The following is a 22,984-nucleotide window of genomic DNA, read 5'->3' as shown; positions in this document are numbered from 1 at the left end:
TATTTACTTTTAAAATCAAACTATTGTTTTGAGCAAATTCCAAAGCATTAGTTTTTTGGAATTATCTTGATTAAGGTCAGAAAGGTTATGAGCATAAATTGCATTACCCTTATTGATTTTGATAATAGCGTACTCTTTTGATTGTACGTACTGATTATGAAAAGATAGGAAGAGCTTCAAGTGCTGAATGGATTTCAATTGCTCAGGATGCTCATATATAATTTCATATTGGCCTTCTTCTATATTAATGGCCTTTAATAATTTTGTAAGTGTTTCCTTTTCAGGATTTCCTAAATTTTCATTAACCAGTATGACTACCTCCTTTTGAGGTCTTTTCGGTTCAGGCTTTTTAGTCTCTAATTTATGCTGAGGCTCTTTAACTTCTTTGTGAATTAAACTATCTTCTTCAATTTCGTATTCCACGGCATCTTTTCCTTCATTTAATACAAAAAGCTGATCACCGTCAAAGATTTGAGCCAGGTAGTCTTGTTCAATTTTCATTATTGATCTAATTTAAAAATAGACTTCAGTTCAGTCGCTTCTTCGGGCTTCATTCTTTTACCGAGTACTAATCGTAATTGTCGTCTACGTAAAGCGCCATCAAATAACTCTTGCTCTTCTTCCGTTTCTGGAATTAACTCTGGTACATCAATAGGTCTTCCAGATTGGTCCACCGCTACGAAAGTGAAAAATGCAGAATTGGAAGGATATTTTTTTCCCGAAGGTATATTTTCACCTTTGACAACGATGTGGACCTCCACTGAAGAACTAAAAGCCCTTGTCACCTTTGCTTCTAAAGTGACTACATCACCAAGTGCAATGGGATGCTGAAAGGAAATATTATCGACAGAAGCAGTCACTACTATTCTATTGCAATGCTTTTGCGCGGCTATTGCAGATACAATATCCATCCAATGCATCAACCGACCTCCCATTAAATTATTTAAAGGATTGGTATCATTGGGCAATACCAATTCGGTCATGATGGTATAAGTATCTTTTGGATTTTTTGCTTGTTTTGGCATATCAAATATTATTTGCTACAAAGATAGAATATAGATTGTAAAACGACTTCCTAAAAAATAAATAAGTAAAAGTTGATAATAGTTTAGCTTTAACTATAACATTACATACAGTTTATTAAAAATGAATTTCTGTCTACATTGATTCTATATAAAGTAGAATTTTTAGCATTTGTCCCAAATAAATAATGAAATTTGAAGAAAAAAACTGGACAATCCCAATCATATATTTAGCAGTAGGAATTGTCTGGATTGGCTTGAGTGATGAGCTTTTGTTCTTTTTGGCTACTAAGTTTGATTTAAAATCAGAATCATTAAACAAGCTTAGCCAATGGAAGGGTTTTTTATATGTAGGTCTTACTACTTTTCTTTTATATTATCTTATTAAAAGGAAAACGAAATCCATTGAATTAGTAAAAAATGATTTCAGTCGATTATTTAATAATAACCCAAACCCTATGTTAATTTTTGAGATTAGTTCTCAAAAAATCTTACTTGCTAATAAGGCGGCAAGCATGCAATATGGCTACTCTAGTGAAGAAATGAAGCATCTTACTGTGGATGAATTAAGGCCTAATTCTGAGAAACCAAAATTGCAAGCATTTTTAAAGAATGTAAAAGATGAGTTTCAGGATTGTGGCGAATGGCTACATCAGGATAAATTCGGAAATTATTTTTATGTTAATATTTTTTCTCATTCAACTCTATATAAAGGTAAGCAATGCAGAATAGTTAATGCTATCAACATAAATGAGAAATTGATGGCAGAAATAGAGCGTGAAAATTTTGAAAAAGCATTAGATAAGGCAGCATCAGTATCCATAACTGGGATAAATGGACATATTCAGGAAGTGAACAGTGAGTTTTGCAGAGTTAGTGGCTACACTTCTTCCGAACTCATTGGAAAACCCATTGAAATTTTAGAATCGGGGTACCATGAACCAAAATTCTGGAACGAAATGTGGGCGAAGATTAATGCAGGAGAAATCTGGAGAGCCGATATAAATAACAAAACGAAATCAGCTAAAGATTACTGGGTAGATGTAGTGATAAGCCCAATCAAAAATCATCAGGGAGAAGTTTATAAATTTATGTCTATTAGCTACGACATTACTGAAAAGAAAAAATTAGAAATTACTCAGCAAAAATTGTTAGATGATTTCACTGAATATGCATTTCAAACTTCACATGAACTCCGTGGGCCTTTAACCAGCATGATGGGACTTACCGTTTTGTTTAAAAAATATGATGACCCCACCTATTTAGTAGAAAAACTAAAATCAACTGCTGATAAAATGGACCTAGTTATCAGAAAAATGAACGATAGCTTGAGCAGAACAGCATTATCGCTTATCCAAGAAAAAAGAGATAATCAATCCTCAGGATAAGGTACATAAACAAAGCTGGTCATATCAGTATCAACTACAAACAAACAGCAGAATTCATCTGGATTTTTATAAGCTTGCTTGAATTCTTCTACTTTGTCTTCGTCAATGATTTTTCTCTGCACAAATTCATCCAAGTACGTAATAAAATAATTCCAAGTAAGATTTAATTCTCCGGCTCCTATCAAAACCTGTCCAACAGGCTGTTCAGTTTTACATATAGGAAAAATTGGATACTCAGAAAAGCCTCTCTGCCGAATTGCGTAGGACGCTTCTTTTAATGTGTCAGAAATGGCAACAAAATCTTCAGTGATTGTTCCTAAATATTTACCGTTCAATTCCGGGTTATTATCCATAATTTACGCTTCAATTTTAAAGCATTGCTTCATCAGCAAAGCTGTAATAGTTGTCTTCTGCAAAAATAATGTGATCAAGTACTGGGATATCTAACAATACCCCACTTTCTTTCATTTTCCTGGTTAAACGAATATCCTGATCACTTGGGTTTCGATTACCAGAAGGATGATTATGAGCTAATATTAATCCAGATGCCATATGATCTAAAGCTTCCTTAAAAATAACTTTAACATCGGCCACAGTTCCAGAAATTCCACCACTACTGACTCTTTTCATTCTAATGAGCCTGTTAGCTCTGTTTAACATCATCACCCAAAACTCCTCATGATGCAAGTCAAGCATAACAGATTTCAACAAATCATAAGCATCTTGAGAGGAAACAATTTTAGGCTTTTGCTCTACTGCTGATTCTTTTCTTCGTCTGCCTAATTCAAGCGCTGCAATAATTGAAATTGCCTTGGCTTGACCTATTCCTTTGAATTTCATCAAGTCCTTTACAGAAAATTTCGCAAGATGGTTTAAATCGTTATTGACTTCAGCTAAAATATTCTTACCTACATCAATTGCAGATAAAGATTGGGTTCCGGAACCAATTAAAATAGCGATTAATTCAGCATCAGATAAAACTGTTCGACCATGAGTTAATAATTTTTCTCTAGGCCTATCGGCTTCAGCCCAGCTTTTAATACTGGATACGGCTGAATATTGTTCGTTTTTCATTTGGGATGATTTATGGTTGAAAATAAATTAAGCCCAAAAGTTATCAAATTAGTCTCAACAAAAAAAGCCTCAACTGTTGGAGTTGAGGCTTAAGATTTAAATCTTAAAAATTCTTAAGCTAATTTAGCTACGTGTTTTGCTAATTTAGATTTGTTGTTATCCGCCTTTTTCTTGTGGATAATGTTCTTTTTCGCTAATCTGTCCAACATTGAAGTTACAGTTTTCAATAGATCTTCAGCTTGCGCCTTGTCTTCTGTAGCTCTCAATCTACGAATATAAGTTCTAGTAGTTTTAGCTTGATACTTATTTCTCAAACGTTTTGCTGCACTTGAGCGAATTCTTTTTAATGCTGACTTGTGATTTGCCATATTGATTTATGTCTATTGAAATTCTTGCTTTCTGTTTTAAGGACTGCAAATTTAAAAGAATTTGTTTTATTAAACAAAACTTAGCAATTTTTATCCCGATTTATTTTAATAAAAAAGAATGAAATTGATCTAAAATGCAATTCTGATCTAAAACTAATGCCAAAAATACGCTATATTATTGATATATCACCTATTGAATTGGAGTCTGTTTTATGGTTTTTTCCATTACAATTTTTACTTTAGTACTTAGATTAGCCAAAAACCTAAGATGAAACGAACTTCTCTTACCCTCATAATTCCTTTTCTTTTAGTCATAGTAGCTGCTTTCAACCTCAATGAAAAGCCAGTGTGGGGATTCTATGCTCACCAAAAAATTAACAGATTAGCCGTTTTCACTCTCCCTCCTGAAATGATTACTTTTTACAAACATCATATTCAATACATTACGGAAAATGCAGTTAACCCCGACAGAAGACGCTATGCTGTAGATTATGAAGCCCCAAGACATTTCATTGATTTGGACGTATATGGAGACAGTGCTATATACAAACTTCCCCGATACTGGAATGATGCAGTAGAAAAATATTCGGAAGACACCCTGCAAGCATACGGAACAGTACCTTGGCATGTTCATCTAGTAACCTACCAGCTAACCGAAGCTTTCAAAGAAAATAATGCGGAAGATATTTTAAGGTATTCCGCTGACCTAGGCCATTATATAGCCGATGCAAATGTTCCGCTACATACTACTGAAAATTATAATGGACAATTGACAGACCAATATGGAATTCATGGCTTCTGGGAATCACGATTGCCAGAACTCTTTTCAGCGGATTATAATTTTTTCACAGGGAAAGCAGAATATGTAGATAATACACAATTAGCTATTTGGGATGCGGTAAAAGAGGCACACTTAGCATTAGATTCGGTATTTGGTTTTGAAAAAAAATTAACTCAAAAAATGGCAGATGATGCAAAATACAGTTCTGAGCTGAGAGGAAGCGTCAATATGAAAGTGTATTCTAGAGACTTCTCCACAGCCTATCACCGAATGCTTAGCGGACAAGTGGAAAGAAGAATGCGGAATTCTATAAAAATGGTGGGAGACTATTGGTTTACCGCATGGGTCAATGCCGGGCAGCCTAATTTAGATATTTTAATAAAAGAACGAGCAATTTTTAGTGATGAAAAATACTTCCCTCAATCCTCAGAAAGACAACTAAGGCAACACGAAAGCGGAGTACAAGATTAAATTCTTAATCAAGCTACTGCTATTATAACTATCTTTTTTCGCATAGGCTTCCAACCTTATTCAATTTACTAATGTCATTCTTAAAATTTAATCACAGCACTCCTCTAAAAGTTTATTTACGATTTGAAATAAAAGAATCATTAATTCGTCTTAGTAAAAATTCTATTTATAGAATTTAGGTGTTTGTGTATGAATTAAAATTTAAAAATTATGAAAAAGAACAATTTGAAAAGTGCTATTAATTTTTGGGGATCAAAAGTTTTACTAGCAATCATGGGTGCATCATTTTTGATGTCATGTGATAATGATAATGTTGCCACAAATCAGGAAAATACAGTCATAAAATTAAGTGCAGTTTATGATACCCCAACTACACTAAGAACTGCCAATGAAATCGTGATCAATTCTTTCATTTTAAATATTGAAGAAATCGAATTAGAGGTTGATGATGATAATGAAGCAGAAGAAGGCCCATTTGCGAGTGATATTGAATTAGATGGCCCATTTGTAGTGGATTTAATAGAAGACAGTAGTGGCATAGAACAAATTTTAGCTGAGGTTAATTTACCTGAAGGGAATTATGAAGAGCTTGAATTCTCCATAAATGAAAATGAAGACAGTGAAAGCGAAATTTTTGGAAAATCATTTTTAATTGCTGGAACTATTAATGGCACTCCTTTCGAATTTTGGCATAATGAAGATATAGATTTCGAAATTGAATTCGAAAATGGAATGCTTACTTTGCAAGATGCTTCAGCTACTTTAATTAATATTCAATTTAATTTAAACAATCTTTTTACATTAGTTGACATTAGCGCTGCCTCTGATGGAAATGGTGATGGAATTATAGAAATCAATCCTACAAATGAAGATGGAAATAGCGACTTAGCAGATACAATGATGGACGCTATGGATGATATTATTGATGCTTTTGAAGATTCATTTGATGAAGATGATGAAGATGATGAAGATGATGATAACTAATTATATTTAAGGTAGAGTAAAAAGAGACTGGCTAATTTCTGGCCAGTCTCTTTTTTTCAAATTTAGAAATAATAAGAATAGTATGCTTTTATACCTTTTTTATTCACTCCTTGCACCACTACTTTTCCCTTTATTGATTCTAAAATATCTGACAGTTCTTTTGGGTTATCCACTGTTGCACCATTAATAGCAGTGATAATAAACCCCTCATCAATATTAAGTCTTTTGAAAAACCCATTCTTAATATTTATAACTCTAACTCCACTATTAATATTTAATAAATCTTTTTCAATAGTTGATACAGATTCAAATTCGACACCAAGAGATTCTGAAAAATAGACATCTCTTTTGAGCAATTCTGTGGTATTTTCACTATTTTTTAAAACCAACTCTTTTTGAATCATTTCTCCTTTTCTTTCTAAAGTTAAATACAGCTTATCTCCTGGGGACATCATACTTAATTTTCCATCAAATTCAGCATGCGTGCTCACTTCCTCTCCATTAAGTTCACGGATTATGTCACCTTCCTGTAAATTCACTTGATCTGCCGCACCATTCTCGCGTATATAACTTATCACCACACCATCCAAATCATCAACACCTAGCATACTCCCTAATTCTGGTGTTAAAGATTTTACTTCAGCACCTAAAAATGCTTTTTGTACAATTCCATATTTAATAATATCAGTAGCAATTTTTTTTGCTATATCAATTGGTACAGCAAAACCGTAGCCAGCATAAGAACCAGTTCTTGAAATTATAGCAGTATTGATTCCTACTAATTCCCCCTCAAGATTTACTAAAGCACCTCCACTATTTCCTGGATTAATAGCAGCATCTGTTTGAATAAAAGATTCTATTGGAAAATTACTTTTTAAAATATTGAGCTCTCTTCCTTTGGCACTTACTATTCCTGCTGTTACGGTAGATGTTAAATTAAAGGGATTACCTACTGCTAAAACCCAAGAGCCAACTTTCAAATCTTTAGAAGAACCTATTTTTATGTCGGGCAAATTAGAGGCTTCTATTTTCAATACTGCCAAATCTGTAGATGGATCACGACCAACTAATTTAGCTTTATAGGTTTTCTTTTTACGGACTACTTCTATTTCATCTGCATCTTCTATAACATGATTATTCGTTAATATATAGCCATCAGACCTAAAAATTACACCAGAACCAGAACCAACTTGTTGCATACTGCCTCCACCACCTAACCACAAATCTAGCCATGAGCTTCTACCGTAGGCTTCTGACACCGTTTTGATATATACTACGCTTTCTCGGCTATTTTTAGAAGCTTCCACAAAATCTATCTCTGGTAAAGAGTTAAAAGATTTTGTACTTTCTTCAGATCTATAAGAATTTGAAACTTGAGAAATCGGAACTTGAAACATCTTCTCTTTAGTGTTCTTTTGATGATTTTGATCTGTTAAATAATATATCAGCAATGCTCCGATAGTTCCTCCAATAAAGGCACTCAATGTTAATTTTAAGTATTGTTTCATCTTACTTTAGTTTTAAAACGGATTAATTTTCTCACTACTTAACGTACGTATATAGTCGAAATTCTGTTATAGAAACATTTTAAAAACTTAAAGTGAGAAATCTGAAAAGTTAAAATTATGTTCTAGAATTTGATATTGATAGGATCAACCTTCTAGAATCGATTAGACGATAGTCAGACCGGCTGTTCTTTTAACTTTGGACTTAGTAATCTATCTAACTAATGCTCAAAATCTAGTGATAACTTTCCAGCATGTCCTTATTTCATCTTTTTACAAAATAATAAAGTCTTCTCTTCCCCCCTCAAAGTTGTAGCAAATAGATATTTGTCTCCCCCATCCTTCAATCCCAATTTTTTCTTCAACTGTGCAATAGGCATAGGAAAATTTCGGCTAGCTAAATTAGCTTTCATCTCTGGAAGATGTTTTTTCAATTCCTTTTTCTGAACCGGAATCTGATATATTATTTTAAATCTTCTTCCAGGAAATTCTTCTTTAATTTCGTTGGATGTAAACAGGTTTGTGTTAGAATGAAGTTTGGAAAGCTGAAATTTCTGTGCCATTTGCTTGAAAAACCCAGCTTTCATCATGGCAGGTGAAGGCTCATATAAGTACTGCTGAGGTAGTTTAAAATCGATAAAACTTTCAGTCTCTTTTAATTTATTGCCTGCGAAAATGAATGATGGATTTCCATCATCTGATAATTGCACTGCGTGGATTTCAGGATATTCAACTGCTTCTTTGCTTAAAATATAAAGTAGCTCCTTGACTTCCCCTTGCCACTCGATGATGTAAACAGCCTTTACTTTATTGTCCAGTTCTGTTATAGCCCTACTGACATCTTGCATGGGAGCAGCTTTCACCATAATGTTTTGTGCTTTCTCAAAAAGCAGGTGCAAAAGCTCTACTAAATTTGGACTACAATCTTCCCATAAAAAGACTTTCTGATTTTCATCTCCTCTTCTAGCTGGGTCGAGATAAATCCAATCTAGAGGTTTCTGAATGTTTTCTAGAAATGTCTCAGATTGTGAATGATGAATATCAATTTTGCTGTTAAGAACTCCAAAATTATACTTTGCCAATTCACACAGTTCCACTTGTTGTTCTATATAATGGTTTTGTGAAAATTTTTGAGAAAGGTAATATGTATCTATTCCAAAACCGCCTGTTAAATCAGCAAAGCTTTCACCTGAGATTAAACTGGATTTGAATTTTGCGGTAGCTTCAGAGCTGCATTGCTCCAACGAAAGCTTTGGAGGAAACCAAACCTTTTCAGCATACCATTCAGGTAATTTTGTCTTTGCTTTTTGGCGAGAAGCAATTTGTGAGGCTAGTTCCTTTAAAGGTAAATCGGGATATTGCTTTTGCTTTAAAACCAATTGAGCAGGATGATCCTGCTCAAGGTTATTTATAAATTCCCAGATTTTATCATTTCTATCGTTCAATTCCATAAGGATGAACTAAACTGTGTTCAATCATATATTCTGCAATTTGAACGGCATTGGTAGCTGCACCTTTTCGCAAGTTATCCGCTACTATCCACATATTCAAAGTGTTTTTAGCCGATTCATCCCTTCTGATTCTTCCGACAAAAACCTCATCTTTTCCATGCGCATTCAATGGCAATGGATAGACATTATTCTTTGGGTCATCCTGCAAAACCACGCCAGGCGTATTGGCTAAAATTTCTTTTATTTCAGCCACATCAAAATCTTTTTCGAAGGTAACATTTACAGATTCTGAATGTCCGCCCATTACAGGCAAACGAACGCAGGTTGCGGTAAGCCCAATTGATTTATCGCTAAAGATTTTCCTGGTTTCATTCACCATTTTCATTTCCTCTTTGGTGTAATCATTTTCCAAAAACACATCTATATGAGGCAATGCATTCATATCAATTGGGTGAGGATATACTTTATTTCCTTCTTTTCCAGCTCTTTCATCCATCAGCTGGTCAACTGCGGCTTTACCCGTTCCTGTTACCGATTGATAAGTGGAAACTACTATACGCTGAATTTTATATTTTTTATGCAAAGGAGCCAAAGCCATCACCATCTGAATGGTGGAACAATTTGGATTGGCAATAATGCGATGGTCTATTTTAATTTCATGACCATTAATTTCAGGCACAATTAATTTAATGCGGTCATGCATTCTCCATGCTGAGCTGTTGTCAATCACGACAGTCCCAATTTCTTCAAATTTTGGAGCCCACTCCAAAGAAGTAGCGCCTCCAGCTGAAAATAAAGCTAAATCAGGTTTTGCTTTTACGGCTTCTTCCAAGGTGATAACGGTATACTCCTTACCCTTAAAACTCATTTTCTTGCCCGCAGAACGAGCAGAAGCTACTAATAGTAATTCATCAAATTGGACATTTCTTTCGTCCAAAACCTTTAACATTTCTCCACCCACTAAGCCAGTGGCACCTACAACAGCTATTTTCATGATTATATATTTTGTGAAATAAAAGAGTTGAAATCAGGGACACTCTAACGTCATCTCGGAAATTTTCTTTTTATTATTTAAACAAAAAAAATATCCGAGATCTCATTTCTTGTTTTTTGAAACTGCATCACTACCAATTCCAGTCATCTTTTTATGATTTCCTCGCAAAAATAGTATATTTGAAACAGAACCAAACCAAAACCTTATGATAAAAAAGATACTACCCCTGAGTATTTTATTTTGCTGTTATTATTTTAATCTGAACGCTCAAAATCTACAAGATGACTTTTCAGATGAAGATTTCAGCAATAATCCCGAATGGACAGGAGATACCAATGATTTTATTGTAAATGATTCCTTTCAGTTACAACTCAATTTCGAAGATGACCCTTTGCGACCAGCTTATTTATCCACTTTAGCACAAAATGGGAATCTTGATGAGAAAGAATGGCGATTTGATGTAAGCTTGGATTTCAGTCCTTCCAATTCAAATAAGGTGGAGATTTACTTAGCAAGCACTACCTCCGATTTACGGGATTTTGAAAATGCAGGAAGCAGTCAGGAGGGCTATTATTTAGAAATTGGGGAAAACGGAAATGAAGACGGCATCAGTCTTTTTTACAGAAATGGTGAAAACTCTCAGTTGATAGCCAGAGGAGGAGATGGTGATTTTGCATCCGCTTTTGATGTTCGCATTAGAGTTAGAAGAGATACAGATGCTAATTGGGAAATTGCCATTGACCCAAACAAAGGAGAAAATTTTACTACCATCGCTAATGGAACAGAAGCAAGCTTTATCGAAACAGCATATACTGGATTTATATGTTATTTTACTTCAAGTCGAAGCACTAGCTTTTATTTCGATAATGTCTATTTGGGAGATTATGTGTTTGATACCATACCACCTCAAGTTTTGGAATATGAAATTTTGAGTGCCAATGAGATTCAAATTGTGTTCTCTGAAGAAGTGACATCAGCTCCTGCAACTGATATCAACAATTATTTATTGAGTCCGGTAGATATTCAACCGAGCACAATTCAGCATAATGGGGATACCGTTTGGTTGGGTTTTGAAAATGCTTTTGAAAGCGGACTGGATTATAGTTTGGCAGTAGAAAGAATTAGCGATTTAGAAGGGAATTTATCCGAAAGAGAGACCATTTATTTTTTCTATTTTGAAGTGGAAGAAGCCGAAATTGGAGACGTCATTATCAGTGAATTTTTTCCAGACCCAACCCCCGTTTTGGGCTTGCCCGATGAAGAATTTGTAGAAATTTATAATCGCTCTGATAAATTTATTGATTTACAAGGCTGGGAAATTTCTGATAACACTTCATCCTCTGGCATTTTGCCTTCCTATATTTTATATCCTGAAGAATATCTGATTTTAGCTCCTTCATCAGCTGAAGAAAGCTATGCAGAATTTGGTGAAGTACTAATTCCGTCTTTGTGGCGTGCGCTCAATAATGGTGGTGACAGCGTGACTATCAAAAATCCAAAGGGCATTCAAATGGATGGATTAGGTTTTGATTTGAGCTGGTATCAGGATGAAGAAAAATCAGAAGGGGGTTATTCCATTGAAATCATCAATCCGAATTTGCCTTGCTTTGATCAAAATAATTGGATGGCATCTGAGGCTAATGAGGGTGGTACTCCTGGAAGCGAAAACAGTATTATGGATTTAGAATTTACAGGTAATCCTCCTCAAATTCTTTCTTTCAAAGCTATTTCCGCAACTCAATTGGAAATTCAGTTTAATAAAAGTATGAATCTAAATTCCTTGTCAGATGCTGAATACATTGTAACTCCTGAAAATGAAATCACAGAAGTTTTAGTGCAGGAAGAATTTGATAATACTGTACAATTGAATTTGGCAAACGAATTAGTCAATCAGATTAACTATGAAATTTCTATAAATGTAGTAGAAGATTGCAATAGAAACACTTCTGAAAATCTAACCTCAAGCCTTTTATATGATATCCTTCCGCCTCAATTAGATTCTCTATTATTTCTATCGGATTCTATTTTGCTTCTGACTTTCGATGAGCCTTTGGATACGGTAAGTGTCGAGAATCCAGATAACTATGATTTATCCCCTCAAATAAATTTGCATGAAACACGACTTTGGAGCAAAAATCAAATCGTTTTGATTTATGAAAATGATTGGATAGCCGGTTTTCCCTATACTTTAACAATAGATGGTTTATCAGATTTATCTGAAAATGCTATAGTGGATTTCCAACAAGAAATTATTTTGACCAGTCCTGCCAAGCCTGGATTTAATGAACTTATCATTACTGAAATTATGGCAAATCCTAATGAAGACCAGCAATTGCCCAACCGCCAGTATGTGGAGATTTATAATCCTACAGACCAACTGTTTTCGCTGACGGATATGAAATTTATGGATGAACGAGATACAGTAAGTTTAGACCTAAATTATATTGAAGCTGGTGAGTATTTACTTTTAGCACCCAGTTCGGCTGTGGAAGATTTAAGTCCTTACGCTAGAGTAATCGGTTTAAGTCCTTGGCCCAATTTGAATAACCGAGGAGATGATTTACAATTAATCACCGATGAAACCATTGTTAATCAGGCTTTTTACAGGGACAGTTGGTACAAAGAAAATTTCAAATATGATGAAGGCGGCTGGTCTTTGGAAATCATTGATGTAGGAAATCCCTGCTTGGGTATTTCCAATTGGAGAGCATCAATTGCTGAAGCTCAAGGTACACCAGGCACCGAAAATTCTGTAACCGAAGAAAATATAGACCAGAATGGGCCTAAATTGGAAAAAGCTTTTGCTCCAAATGCGACTGAAGTTTTAGCCTATTTTAATGAGGCAATTGACATCACTCAAATCCGAAGAAATCAATTCAGCATTAGTCCTGAAATTCGAATTGAAAGTGTGGAAATCCATGATTTGAATGCCGTAAAATTAACTTTGGCTGATGAGTTAATGGTGAAAGTTCGTTATAGTTTAAATGCTAATAACCTCACCGATTGTGTAGGAAATATTATTAGTTCTGATGCCAATCAAGTAAATTTTGCTTTAGCAGAACCACCTCAACAAGGAGATGTAGTCTTAAATGAAGTGTTGTACGACCAAAAGTCAAGAGGGGCAGATTTTATTGAGTTGTTGAATATTTCAGATAAATATATTAACCTGAGTGGATGGACAGTTGAAGGGAACAGCGATGAAAAAGTAATTCTAGAGAATGAAAATGTAATCATTTCACCTGGTCAGCATCTGACCTTAACTTCTGATAAAGAAAGTATTAATAGAGACTATCCGACTTCTCATGATGAGGAAAATATTGTGGAGGTCAATTTGCCTACTTTGACTAATGGAGAAGGAATAGTAAGAGTAGTTTCAGCCAATCAGGAATTAGAGGAGTACTTCGAATATTCGGATGATTTGCATTTACCATTTTTACGCACAGTGGATGGCGTTTCATTGGAAAGAATTCATCCTGAAGCTCCTATTAATCAAGCAGATTCGTGGAGCTCTGCTGCTTCAGCAGTGGGTTTTGCTACTCCAGGCAAACCAAACTCTCAACTGACCAATGAAAATATCAGCTTTGGCAATATAGAAGCTAATCCGAAAACCTTTGCACATAATCAGCCGGGCAGAAATTTCACTTTAATCAATTATCGACTAGACGATGCGGGTACGAAAGCCACGGTAAAAATATTCGATATGAAAGGCACTATTGTCAACACCCTAGCCAATAATGAAACCCTCAGCAATACTGGCTTCTTCCGCTGGGATGGAGTGGATTCCAATGGCAGAAAAGTAAGAACAGGATATTATATTATTTACTTTCAGCTTTTCACCGCTGAGGGAAATACTAGGGTGGTGAAGGAACGGGTTGCGGTGGGGTTTTAGAAAGGAAATGCCATTAAAATTAAATTTTATGGGTTAGATTTACATTAATAAAGTATTGGAAATAACCTAAAATAAAGGGCACAATAAAATGAAAAACTCAATAGTTATTTCGGTAATTTTTTTGATTATGTTATCATGTGATAATAAATCAAATTCTAAAGAAGATGTATGTAGCTCAAATCTATTTAAAAGAGTAGAGAATTTATTACTTGCAAACGAATATATAGTTAACACTGAAGATTATTACAGGAAGCCTGAGTTAAAGAAATATTTAAATATTTTGAAAGACATTAAGGATTTTAAATATGAAATAATAGTTGCTTCTGGTGGAATAAACCCAGGAAATAATGAAATAGCATATGGTTGCAAAGAAGGAGATGAAAACTATTTTGAAATTTATCAAAGTAGCGCTATTTCTTCATTAGTTAAAGAGATTGATATTTCTGAAGATGTAAATAGCTTTGATGAAATTTTTAATTCAAATTTGATAGTAAATTTTAATGATAAATATCTTTATAGTAAAAAGTATTTTCTCGAAACTTCAACTGCTAGTATAGCTTTAGATATCTCATTTATAGAATTAGAAATGTATCAAATATTGTTTTATCATTACCCGCACTGTTACAATTAATTATGGATAGAAAGACGCACGGAATTGCATTTACTGTTTAATTTGATTTTCTATCAATTTAATTTACCATTTTGACTCAGTAACACTTTTTGCTTAAATCTATTGAAGGACAGTTTAAACCCCTCAGTCCTTCGGACAGCTCCCCTAAAACAGGGGAGCAGCAGATTGTGCTAAACATTAAAAGTCTGCTAAGTATTTTTTTGACCTTTATAAGTCGAGTATGGATTGGAGAAATTTATTATTAACATCGTCAATTTGCTCGAAGCAGTTCCCCTCCTTACGAAAAGGAGGGGTGTCCGTAGGACGGGGTGGTTGTATGAAAAAGCTTGGGGTGTCGGCTATTTAAAATATGAATCAGTACTTTAATTGTATTATTTAATCCACCACCTCACTCTCAATAGAAAAAGTCACTTTATCTTTCATAGCCATTTTTTGTCTGCCGAAGATTTTGTAGGATTCTAATACGCTTAAATCATCGGATTTTTTGAAGTTGATTTCAAAATTTCTTTCTGAAACATAAAGCGCATTATTTTCATGATAACGGGCCTCCAGTTTAGTAACTGCACTATCCTTATCAAAATACACATACAAATATTCTATGCCTAGTGAAGGCTTTTCTGTAGTGTACCTCCAAATTTTCCCATTGCTAGTTTGTTCTTCGGTGGCTTCATAGGCATCATATAAAGTAGGCTTATTGATGTCGGCTAACTTGAATACTTCCAGCTCATTTTTCCAGCCTAAAGAATCAAATTGCATTGTATCCGTCTCTTGTTTTCCGTCTACCATAATTGATTTTATAATTTTTGGCTGTAATTCCGATAGTAATTTTGACTGCCTGTTGATCAACGCATCTACATCATAATATTCATTGATGGGTTTTTCCCTTACTGCTGTTTCGCAGGCTAAAAATGATATGAATGTAAGAGTAAAAAGAATTTTGTTAAAGTTTTTCATAATCAGGTTAAATAGAATCAAAAAAGAGGTCAAATTAAGGACTCTTTCAAATATATTAATTTATAAGAATATCGCCTGTCATTTCTTTAGGGATTTCAATACCCATGATTTTCAAAATAGTAGGTGCTAAATCTCCTAATTTACCGTCTTTAATAGAGCCTTTAAACTCATCATCAACTAAAATGCAAGGCACTAAATTGGTGGTATGAGCCGTATTCGGACTTCCATCTTCATTTATCATGAAATCGGAATTTCCATGGTCAGCAATGATGATGGTGGCATATCTATTTTCTTTTGCTACATCCACCACTGCTTTGGCACAAGCGTCTACCGTTTCGCAAGCTTTAACTGCAGCTTCGAAAACTCCAGTATGCCCCACCATATCAGGATTGGCAAAATTCAAGCAAACGAAATCCGGATCTCCTGCTTTCAATTCAGGAATGATTTTATCTCGGATGTCATAGGCACTCATTTCTGGCTGTAAATCATAAGTGGCTACTTTGGGAGAAGGACACATCAAGCGTTTCTCTCCTTCAAATTCTGTTTCCCTTCCGCCAGAAAAAAAGAAAGTAACATGCGGATATTTTTCTGTTTCGGCAATTCGGATTTGCTTCTTGCCATGTTTTTCTAAAACCTCACCTAAAGTGTTGGTCAAATTATCCTTTTCGAAAAGTACTTTCACTCCTTTGAAAGTATCATCATATTTGGTCATGGTGATGTAATGCAAACGTAATGGCTTCATCTCCTGCTCAGGAAAAGCTTTTTGGGTTAAAGCTTGAGTGATTTCCCGACCTCTATCGGTTCTGAAATTAAATGAAATCACCACATCGCCTTCTTCAATTTTAGCAATAGGGTTTCTATTTTTAGTTTGTATAATTGGTTTTATAAATTCATCCGTAACGCCTTCATCGTAAGAAGACTGCAAGGCATTTGCTATGGAATCAGTGCTTTTACCTACACCTTTCACCAAGGCATCGTAAGCCAGTTTGACTCTTTCCCATCGGTTATCCCTGTCCATGGCGAAATATCTACCCGTAACGGAAGCAATTTTAGCTCCTGTTTTTTCGGCATGCTGTTCAACATCCTTAAGATAAGCTTTTCCACCATTTGGGTCAGTATCACGCCCATCCGTAAAAGCATGAACGAATAAGTTTTTAATGCCTTCATCATGCGCCAAACTCAATAAACCTTTCAGATGCCCGATATGGGAATGCACGCCTCCATCAGAAACCAATCCGATGAAATGCACATTTTTATTGTTCTTTTTGGCATAATCCATTGCTTCCGCCCAAACCGGGTTTTCCTTGATGGATTTTTCTTCTATTGCCTTATTGATTTTAACTAAATCCTGATAGACTACTCTGCCAGCACCTATGTTCATATGCCCGACTTCAGAATTTCCCATCTGCCCTTCAGGCAAACCCACTGCCAAACCAGATGCATCTAGTTTGCTGTTTTTGTATTTCCCGTAAAGGCTGTCCACAAAAGGGGTGTTGGCTTTGTCAATAGCGGAAACTTCTTTGTTGGTAGCTAAACCCCAGCCATCCAATATCATTAAGATTACTTTTTTGTTCATGTTGTAGGTTTTTCTTCAGCAAATTCTCTTTGAAATAGTATTTACGCTGTAAATATACAGATTGTTAAAAAAATCACTAAGCCGTTTCCACTTCTTCTCCTGCCATATCGAATATAATGGCTTTGGCTTGTTCTATGTTTTCTATATCCTCGATTTTTAATATCGGTCTGCCTTTGTAATCTTTCATTTTGCACTTTTTAGGATGCGTTTGAACAAAAATTAAAATCCTGCCGAAAATATCTGAATTGAAGTATTTCTTATTATCAGCTGACACAAAGTAAGCTTTTAAACTACCATTTTTAATTAACAATTTCTCAAAACCAAGGCTTTCTGCTTTCCAGCGGATACGAACGGTTTCGATTAAATCGTAAACAGGCTCAGGTATTTTCCCGAAACGGTCTTCCAGTGACTTTTCAAAAACGCCTAATTCTTCCTCATTTTTAATATTATCCAATTGAGAATAAAGGCTCAATCTTTCGGTTATATTGCCCACATAATCCTCAGGAATCAGGATTTCCAAATCAGTTTCTATGGTGCAATCCTGAGCAATGATTTTTGCCTTTTTGGCTAATTCATCTTTAAATAAATCGGCAAAATGGCTTTCTTTCAGTTCTGCTACGGCATCATCCAAAATTTTATGATACATATCAAAACCTAAATCGGTTATAAATCCACTTTGCTCCGCACCCAACATATTTCCAGCTCCTCTAATATCCAAATCTCGCATGGCGACTTTAAAGCCATCTCCCAAATCCGAAAATTCTTCCAATGTGGTCAGCCTTTTTCGAGAATCGGAACTCAAACCAATGGTTGGAGGAGTCAGCAAATAGCAAAAAGCCTTTTTATTGGAACGCCCAACCCGACCTCTCATTTGGTGCAAATCGGACATGCCAAACATATGTGCATGATTGATGATAATGGTATTGGCATTTGGAATATCCAATCCTGATTCGATGATATTGGTGGAGACCAGTACATCATATTCCCCTTCGATAAAGCGCATCATCACTTTCTCTAATTTGGCGCCATCCATTTGTCCGTGGGCAACGCCAATGCGAGCATCGGGCACTAATTTAAGAATGATATTGCCGACCTGCTCGATATCGCCAATTCGGTTGTGGACAAAAAAGACCTGACCGCCTCTTTGCAATTCGAAGGCAATAGCATCTCGCAATACTTCTTCATTGAAGGTATTTAATTGAGTGGTCACAGGCTGACGGTTTGGAGGAGGTGTTTGAATCACACTTAAATCCCTTGCGCCCATCAAACTAAAATGCAAAGTCCTAGGAATTGGTGTGGCAGTCAGAGTCAGTACATCCACATTCACACGGAATTGCTTTAATTTATCCTTTACCGAAACTCCAAATTTCTGCTCTTCATCAATCACCAACAAGCCCAAATCCTTAAATTTCACATCTTTATTTACGATTCGGTGTGTGCCTATGAGAATATCAACTTTGCCTTCAGCGGTGCGCTTAAGAATATCTTTGATTTGCTTGGTGGATTTAAATCTGTTAATGTATTCCACCGTGACAGGCATTTTTTCTAGTCTTTCAGAGAAAGTCCTGAAATGTTGCATGGCTAAAATGGTGGTAGGCACTAAAACCGCCACTTGCTTATTGTTATCTACCGCTTTGAAAGCTGCTCGAATGGCAACTTCCGTTTTTCCAAATCCCACATCCCCGCAGACCAATCTGTCCATCGGATGTGCTTGCTCCATATCCAATTTAACGTCCGCAGTGGACTTGGCTTGGTCGGGCGTATCTTCATAAATAAAAGAGGATTCTAATTCTGCTTGCAGGAAACTATCTTTTTCACAAGCAAAGCCTAGGGCAGATTTTCGCTTGGCGTAAAGCTCAATTAAATCCTTGGCAATGTCTTTTACCTGCTTCTTGGCTTTCTTCTTTTTGTTTTCCCATTCAGGTGAGCCTAATTTACTGATAGTAGGATTATTTCCCTCTTTCCCGCTGTATTTTGAAATTTTATGGAGCGCGTGTATGCTGACATAAAGCAAATCATTGTCCCGATAAATTAAGCGAATAACTTCCTGCTTTTTACCATTGTTTTCCACCTTATCCATGCCTGCGAAACGCCCAACGCCATAATCGATATGCGTCACAAAATCCCCTGGCTGAAGATTTTTTAGTTCTCGAATGGTGATGGCTTTGGATTTGCTTTGCTTGTCCTTGGTTTTGTAGCGATGGAAACGCTCGAATATTTGGTGGTCGGTATAGCAGGCTAATTTCAATTGCTCATCGACAAATCCTGCTCTTAAACTAATTGCTAAAGATTGGAATTTGATGAAAGGGTCGATTTCCTCAAATATATTTTTTAAGCGCGCAGTTTGCGTTATTGATTCCGAGGAAATGATATTAACTAAACCTGCTTCCTGATTGCTGGATAAAGTTTCAGCTATTAAATCAAAGTTTTTGTTGAAAGATGGCTGAGGCTTGGCTTTATATTCAAATTCTTTATCGGCTTTTAAGTAAAAACGATTACCAAATTCTATTTTGAGGAATTTTTTTAAACCTGTTTCAAAACTTTCGGTGGTTTCAAACAACATCTCAGGTTCCAAAACCACCTTTGTTTGATTGGTGCTTTTCAATATTTCTTGAAAAGAATTGGAAGCTTTATCGAAATATTGCTGAAGTACATCCAGCGTCTGTTTATAATCCTTAAACCAAATTTTAGTGTTGTTGGGAATGTATTCCAAAAGCGATTCCCTGCGTTCTTCCAGTAATTTGGTTTGCACATTGGGGATGATGTTGATTTGTTTTACCGTTTCGGTGGAAAGCTGAGTAGCCACGTCAAAAGTTCGGATGCTGTCAATTTCATTCCCAAATAATTCTATTCTGTAAGGCTCATCGCTAGCGTAGGAAAAGATATCGATAATTCCACCACGAATGGCATATTGCCCTGGCTCATACACAAAATCAGTTGGTTCAAAATCATAGGTTTGCAATAATTCCGCAATGAATTCCACATTGAGATTTTCGCCTACTTTGGCAGTGAAGGTATTTGATTTTAATGATTTTTTATTGATTACTTTTTCTGAAAGTGCCTCAGGATAAGTCACAATAATTTCTCCAGTGGATGATTTATTATTTATGCGATTTAGTATTTCCGCTCTCATCAACACATTGGCATTTTCCGTCTCATCAAATTGATAAGCTCTTTTATAAGATGTAGGAAAAAGAAGAGGTTCTTTATAATCTAAAAGGTTTTGCAAGTCATTTTGAAAGTAAGCAGCTTCCTCCTTATCATGCAAAATGATGAGTTGATTTTGATGATTTAACTGATGGGAAACCGCCACGGCTATAGCATCCAAACTGCCTAACAATCCTTTAAATTGGATGGTTTGGTCTTCGTTTGCTTTGAGAGAAGCCACCATCGTTTGCATAATGGCATCATCTTTATATAATTTTAGAAAGTCTTTAATCTTCAAAGTAAATATGATTTAAATTTTGCGCTGACTTTTGCCTTGCAAATCCGTAAACAATATGCAAAGGTAAAACAAACTCTCGGGAAAGGCGCATAGTTCAATAATCACTAAATGATTTAACAATAAAATAACTAAAACGAAAGATAAAGAGTTATGAATGAAGAGACTAATGAGATTAACTGGGAAGATTTTTCCAAGATTGAAATGCGAGTGGGCACAATAGTAAAAGCAGAGGAATTTCCTGAAGCCAAAAAGCCTGCTTACAAGCTGCAAATTGATTTTGGAGAACTAGGAATAAGAAAAAGCTCAGCTCAAATTACTAATCTCTATAAACTGGAAGATTTGCCCGGTAAAAAGATAGTAGCGGTCATGAATTTCCCACCTAAACAAATCGCCAAATTCATGAGTGAGTGTTTGGTTTTAGGGGCAGTAGATGGAGATAAAATTAGTTTAATAAATGTAGATAAAACTGCAAAAAATGGATTAAAAATTGCTTAAATAGGTGTAAGACTTGTATAAAATGGATAAGAAAATAACAGAAGAAGATTTGTCATTTTTCGAGAGAGTGGAGAGACTTCATCCTTATAAAATGATTTTTATTTTAAGTTTAGTAGGAAGTACGCTAATCTTTCTTTTTTTGCTTTTTTCATTTTTTATGAGCTTAAGCAACGGAGGGCAAAAGGAGATTGAAATCCCAGCCGTCTTTGCCTTAAGCACTGTTTTGATTGCAGCTTCCAGTTTTATGATTCATCCTATTCACAGTCTTTTTAAAACTGAAGAAATTTCATCCTTGCTGACCGCTTTGCGATTTACTTTCTTTTTAGGTTTAGGATTTGCCTTATGCCAATTCTTAGGCTGGAAAGCATTGAGAGAATCAGATGTGCTATTTTCTTCTGAAGTTTCTTCCTCCTTTTTCTATGTTTTGACTGGTTTGCATGCGCTACACTTTTTAGCAGCTCACACTTACTTAGGCTTTCTAATTCTTCAAACTCAAAGCATTTCTAAAGATCCTGTTCAATATCTGATAGCAGAAACCAACCCTTATTGGCATTTGAAATATGAGCTACTCACCAAAGGCTGGCACTTTTTAGGCATTTTGTGGGCAATATTGATATTGAGTTTTTGGGTTTTTCTTTAGCCAAGCACCAGCCCCTAACCCACAAAGGGGGATACTCACGTTAATACATTTGCATTTTAATTTGATTTCTTATCAAGAAATTTAAATTGTTAAAGATGAAAATTATCATTTTCTACTAAGATAAATCTGTGAGAAAAGTTCCCCCTTTGGGGGTTAAGGGGGCTTTATAAATATCCTCCAACGCATCACCCAGCTTCTCAAACTTAAATTCAAATCCAGATTTTAGCGTTTTTTCGGCACTCACTTTATTTCCACCCAATACCATTTGGGCCATTTCTCCCAACAATAGTTTCATTGCAAAAGCAGGGACATTTGGTAGAATTAAAGGTTTATCTAAAACTTTAGCCACGGCTTTGGTAACTTCTTTATTGGTTGCTGGATTAAAACCAACACCATTGTAAACACCAGTCAATTTATTTTCTAGCACATGCAGAAATAATCTTACTAAATCATCTATATGAATCCAACTCATCCATTGCTTGCCTGAGCCAAGAGGAGCTCCAGCCATTAGTTTAATTGGTTTTGCTAGTTGCGGTAAAGCACCGCCTTTATCCGTTAAAACTATACCAATTCTGATTTTGGCAGTGGGAATCTTTAATGATTTAAATTGGTCGGCTGCAGCTTCCCATTTTTTGGTGACCTCTGCTAAAAAATCATTACCAGCATTGGTGTCCTCGTCTACTAATTTATCACCTGTGTCCATGCCATAATAACCAATAGCACTTGCACTGATAAAATATTCTGGCGCTTCATCTGGCATTTTAGCGATGGTTTTATGCAAAAGAGCTGCAGATTCTGTTCTACTATCAATTATTATTTTTTTTCTCTTATCAGTCCATTTTTCATCGGCAACACCAGCTCCAGCAAGATGGATTATCACATCAGCAAATCTAATGGCTTCTTCCTCCATTTCTTGCTTTTTGATATCCCATTCAAATTGCTGGTACGGATAATTATCTTTTTTATTTCTGGTGAGATGTGCTACTTCATAACCTTTATCTTTCAATAAAGCCGAAAATTCTGTACCTACTAAACCTGAGCCGCCTGTTATTAATACTTTTTGCATAGTTATTTATTCTACCATTTTTAACTCATGATAATCAAATAAGTTGGATTTATAAATAAGCTAATTTAAAAAGGGCGTGATTTTTGTAAATTGTTAATGCAGACATTTATAACATTATAGCGTTTTATTCATCGTTCACTAAAAGTAAATAAAAATAGGTGAAAACACCATAATTGGTGCCTGAATGTAGAGGTATGAAGAATGATGAATAAAACGATGTTGGACTGAGCCGATGTCCGCTATGGGCATG

Annotated in this window: 19 protein-coding genes; 7 read left to right on the top strand and 12 right to left on the bottom strand. The window is 35.4% G+C overall.

Annotated features, from left to right (window positions below; all coding sequences use genetic code 11):
- Window positions 1–15: 15 nt before the first annotated feature.
- Together VFM92_RS11805 and VFM92_RS11800 are read right to left on the bottom strand one after the other, a co-directional pair.
- Window positions 16–501 (bottom strand): hypothetical protein, encoded by a 486-nt coding sequence (locus VFM92_RS11805; RefSeq protein WP_325122430.1) that lies wholly within the window; start codon window positions 499–501, stop codon window positions 16–18.
- Window positions 501–1,025 carry an acyl-CoA thioesterase gene (locus tag VFM92_RS11800; protein WP_325122429.1) on the bottom strand — a complete coding sequence of 175 codons (525 nt, stop codon included), beginning with the start codon at window positions 1,023–1,025 and terminating at the stop codon, window positions 501–503. The genes VFM92_RS11805 and VFM92_RS11800 overlap by 1 nt, the downstream gene beginning before the upstream one ends.
- A 185-nt stretch (window positions 1,026–1,210) precedes the next feature.
- Between VFM92_RS11800 and VFM92_RS11795 the strand changes: the two genes are divergently transcribed.
- Window positions 1,211–2,410, top strand: coding sequence for a PAS domain S-box protein (locus VFM92_RS11795; protein ID WP_325122428.1), 1,200 nt, complete (start codon window positions 1,211–1,213; stop codon window positions 2,408–2,410).
- Here VFM92_RS11795 and VFM92_RS11790 read toward each other — a convergent pair.
- The 3 genes from VFM92_RS11790 to rpsT form a co-directional block, all read right to left on the bottom strand.
- Window positions 2,395–2,763 (bottom strand): hypothetical protein, encoded by a 369-nt coding sequence (locus VFM92_RS11790; RefSeq protein WP_325122427.1) that lies wholly within the window; start codon window positions 2,761–2,763, stop codon window positions 2,395–2,397. The two genes, VFM92_RS11795 and VFM92_RS11790, sit on opposite strands and share 16 nt — an antisense overlap.
- A gap of 16 nt (window positions 2,764–2,779) precedes the next feature.
- Window positions 2,780–3,484, bottom strand: a complete 705-nt coding sequence (radC, locus tag VFM92_RS11785) for a RadC family protein (RefSeq protein ID WP_325122426.1) — start codon at window positions 3,482–3,484, stop codon at window positions 2,780–2,782.
- Between the two features lie 113 nt (window positions 3,485–3,597).
- The gene (rpsT, locus tag VFM92_RS11780; protein ID WP_308350945.1) at window positions 3,598–3,852 is read right to left on the bottom strand and encodes a 30S ribosomal protein S20; all 255 of its coding nucleotides are present in this window, start codon (window positions 3,850–3,852) and stop codon (window positions 3,598–3,600) included.
- 268 nt (window positions 3,853–4,120) lie between these two features.
- Between rpsT and VFM92_RS11775 the strand changes: the two genes are divergently transcribed.
- On the top strand, window positions 4,121–5,104 hold the full coding sequence (locus VFM92_RS11775) for a zinc dependent phospholipase C family protein (protein ID WP_325122425.1): 984 nt from the start codon (window positions 4,121–4,123) through the stop codon (window positions 5,102–5,104).
- Window positions 5,105–5,314: 210 nt separating this feature from the next.
- Window positions 5,315–6,088: a DUF4382 domain-containing protein gene (locus VFM92_RS11770; protein ID WP_325122424.1), complete on the top strand. Its 774-nt coding sequence runs from the start codon at window positions 5,315–5,317 to the stop codon at window positions 6,086–6,088.
- A gap of 62 nt (window positions 6,089–6,150) precedes the next feature.
- Here the strand turns inward: VFM92_RS11770 and VFM92_RS11765 are convergent, their stop codons facing one another.
- The 3 genes from VFM92_RS11765 to VFM92_RS11755 all read right to left on the bottom strand — a co-directional run bounded on the left by VFM92_RS11765 (window position 6,151) and on the right by VFM92_RS11755 (window position 10,038).
- Window positions 6,151–7,596 (bottom strand): trypsin-like peptidase domain-containing protein, encoded by a 1,446-nt coding sequence (locus VFM92_RS11765; RefSeq protein WP_325122423.1) that lies wholly within the window; start codon window positions 7,594–7,596, stop codon window positions 6,151–6,153.
- Between the two features lie 257 nt (window positions 7,597–7,853).
- Window positions 7,854–9,044: a THUMP-like domain-containing protein gene (locus tag VFM92_RS11760; RefSeq protein WP_325122422.1), complete on the bottom strand. Its 1,191-nt coding sequence runs from the start codon at window positions 9,042–9,044 to the stop codon at window positions 7,854–7,856.
- Entirely contained in the window at window positions 9,028–10,038 is a 1,011-nt protein-coding gene (locus VFM92_RS11755) for an aspartate-semialdehyde dehydrogenase (RefSeq protein WP_325122421.1), read from the bottom strand. The genes VFM92_RS11760 and VFM92_RS11755 overlap by 17 nt, the downstream gene beginning before the upstream one ends.
- Window positions 10,039–10,243: 205 nt before the next feature.
- Here VFM92_RS11755 and VFM92_RS11750 point away from each other — a divergent pair, with 205 nt between their 5' ends.
- On the top strand, window positions 10,244–13,927 hold the full coding sequence (locus VFM92_RS11750; protein ID WP_325122420.1) for a lamin tail domain-containing protein: 3,684 nt from the start codon (window positions 10,244–10,246) through the stop codon (window positions 13,925–13,927).
- 88 nt (window positions 13,928–14,015) lie between these two features.
- Window positions 14,016–14,558, top strand: a complete 543-nt coding sequence (locus tag VFM92_RS11745; protein WP_325122419.1) for a hypothetical protein — start codon at window positions 14,016–14,018, stop codon at window positions 14,556–14,558.
- A gap of 375 nt (window positions 14,559–14,933) precedes the next feature.
- Here VFM92_RS11745 and VFM92_RS11740 read toward each other — a convergent pair whose 3' ends face one another.
- The 3 genes from VFM92_RS11740 to mfd all read right to left on the bottom strand — a co-directional run bounded on the left by VFM92_RS11740 (window position 14,934) and on the right by mfd (window position 20,533).
- Complete coding sequence (locus VFM92_RS11740) at window positions 14,934–15,512, bottom strand: hypothetical protein (protein ID WP_325122418.1); 579 nt, start codon at window positions 15,510–15,512, stop codon at window positions 14,934–14,936.
- A gap of 55 nt (window positions 15,513–15,567) precedes the next feature.
- Window positions 15,568–17,088 carry a 2,3-bisphosphoglycerate-independent phosphoglycerate mutase gene (gene gpmI / locus VFM92_RS11735; RefSeq protein ID WP_325122417.1) on the bottom strand — a complete coding sequence of 507 codons (1,521 nt, stop codon included), beginning with the start codon at window positions 17,086–17,088 and terminating at the stop codon, window positions 15,568–15,570.
- 76 nt (window positions 17,089–17,164) lie between these two features.
- Window positions 17,165–20,533 (bottom strand): transcription-repair coupling factor, encoded by a 3,369-nt coding sequence (gene mfd / locus VFM92_RS11730; RefSeq protein ID WP_325122416.1) that lies wholly within the window; start codon window positions 20,531–20,533, stop codon window positions 17,165–17,167.
- A 150-nt stretch (window positions 20,534–20,683) separates the two neighbouring features.
- On the opposite strand from mfd, the gene VFM92_RS11725 reads away from it, so the two are divergent.
- Together VFM92_RS11725 and VFM92_RS11720 are read left to right on the top strand one after the other, a co-directional pair.
- Window positions 20,684–21,028 (top strand): tRNA-binding protein, encoded by a 345-nt coding sequence (locus tag VFM92_RS11725; protein ID WP_325122415.1) that lies wholly within the window; start codon window positions 20,684–20,686, stop codon window positions 21,026–21,028.
- A gap of 22 nt (window positions 21,029–21,050) precedes the next feature.
- Window positions 21,051–21,668: a hypothetical protein gene (locus VFM92_RS11720; RefSeq protein WP_325122414.1), complete on the top strand. Its 618-nt coding sequence runs from the start codon at window positions 21,051–21,053 to the stop codon at window positions 21,666–21,668.
- A 115-nt stretch (window positions 21,669–21,783) separates the two neighbouring features.
- Here VFM92_RS11720 and VFM92_RS11715 read toward each other — a convergent pair whose 3' ends face one another.
- Window positions 21,784–22,734 carry a TIGR01777 family oxidoreductase gene (locus VFM92_RS11715; protein WP_325122413.1) on the bottom strand — a complete coding sequence of 317 codons (951 nt, stop codon included), beginning with the start codon at window positions 22,732–22,734 and terminating at the stop codon, window positions 21,784–21,786.
- Window positions 22,735–22,984 lie beyond the last annotated feature (250 nt).

Origin of the sequence: Marivirga sp. (genome assembly GCF_035704835.1) — a bacterium.
Lineage (GTDB): Bacteria > Bacteroidota > Bacteroidia > Cytophagales > Cyclobacteriaceae > Marivirga.
This window is presented reverse-complemented; position numbering and strand designations above follow the sequence as displayed.

Coding starts and splice junctions, on each gene's coding strand:
- VFM92_RS11805 (WP_325122430.1), bottom strand. CDS start 501: ATGAAAATTGAACAAGACTACCTGGCTCAAATCTTTGACGGTGATCAG.
- VFM92_RS11800 (WP_325122429.1), bottom strand. CDS start 1,025: ATGCCAAAACAAGCAAAAAATCCAAAAGATACTTATACCATCATGACC.
- VFM92_RS11795 (WP_325122428.1), top strand. CDS start 1,211: ATGAAATTTGAAGAAAAAAACTGGACAATCCCAATCATATATTTAGCA.
- VFM92_RS11790 (WP_325122427.1), bottom strand. CDS start 2,763: ATGGATAATAACCCGGAATTGAACGGTAAATATTTAGGAACAATCACT.
- radC (WP_325122426.1), bottom strand. CDS start 3,484: ATGAAAAACGAACAATATTCAGCCGTATCCAGTATTAAAAGCTGGGCT.
- rpsT (WP_308350945.1), bottom strand. CDS start 3,852: ATGGCAAATCACAAGTCAGCATTAAAAAGAATTCGCTCAAGTGCAGCA.
- VFM92_RS11775 (WP_325122425.1), top strand. CDS start 4,121: ATGAAACGAACTTCTCTTACCCTCATAATTCCTTTTCTTTTAGTCATA.
- VFM92_RS11770 (WP_325122424.1), top strand. CDS start 5,315: ATGAAAAAGAACAATTTGAAAAGTGCTATTAATTTTTGGGGATCAAAA.
- VFM92_RS11765 (WP_325122423.1), bottom strand. CDS start 7,596: ATGAAACAATACTTAAAATTAACATTGAGTGCCTTTATTGGAGGAACT.
- VFM92_RS11760 (WP_325122422.1), bottom strand. CDS start 9,044: ATGGAATTGAACGATAGAAATGATAAAATCTGGGAATTTATAAATAAC.
- VFM92_RS11755 (WP_325122421.1), bottom strand. CDS start 10,038: ATGAAAATAGCTGTTGTAGGTGCCACTGGCTTAGTGGGTGGAGAAATG.
- VFM92_RS11750 (WP_325122420.1), top strand. CDS start 10,244: ATGATAAAAAAGATACTACCCCTGAGTATTTTATTTTGCTGTTATTAT.
- VFM92_RS11745 (WP_325122419.1), top strand. CDS start 14,016: ATGAAAAACTCAATAGTTATTTCGGTAATTTTTTTGATTATGTTATCA.
- VFM92_RS11740 (WP_325122418.1), bottom strand. CDS start 15,512: ATGAAAAACTTTAACAAAATTCTTTTTACTCTTACATTCATATCATTT.
- gpmI (WP_325122417.1), bottom strand. CDS start 17,088: ATGAACAAAAAAGTAATCTTAATGATATTGGATGGCTGGGGTTTAGCT.
- VFM92_RS11725 (WP_325122415.1), top strand. CDS start 20,684: ATGAATGAAGAGACTAATGAGATTAACTGGGAAGATTTTTCCAAGATT.
- VFM92_RS11720 (WP_325122414.1), top strand. CDS start 21,051: ATGGATAAGAAAATAACAGAAGAAGATTTGTCATTTTTCGAGAGAGTG.
- VFM92_RS11715 (WP_325122413.1), bottom strand. CDS start 22,734: ATGCAAAAAGTATTAATAACAGGCGGCTCAGGTTTAGTAGGTACAGAA.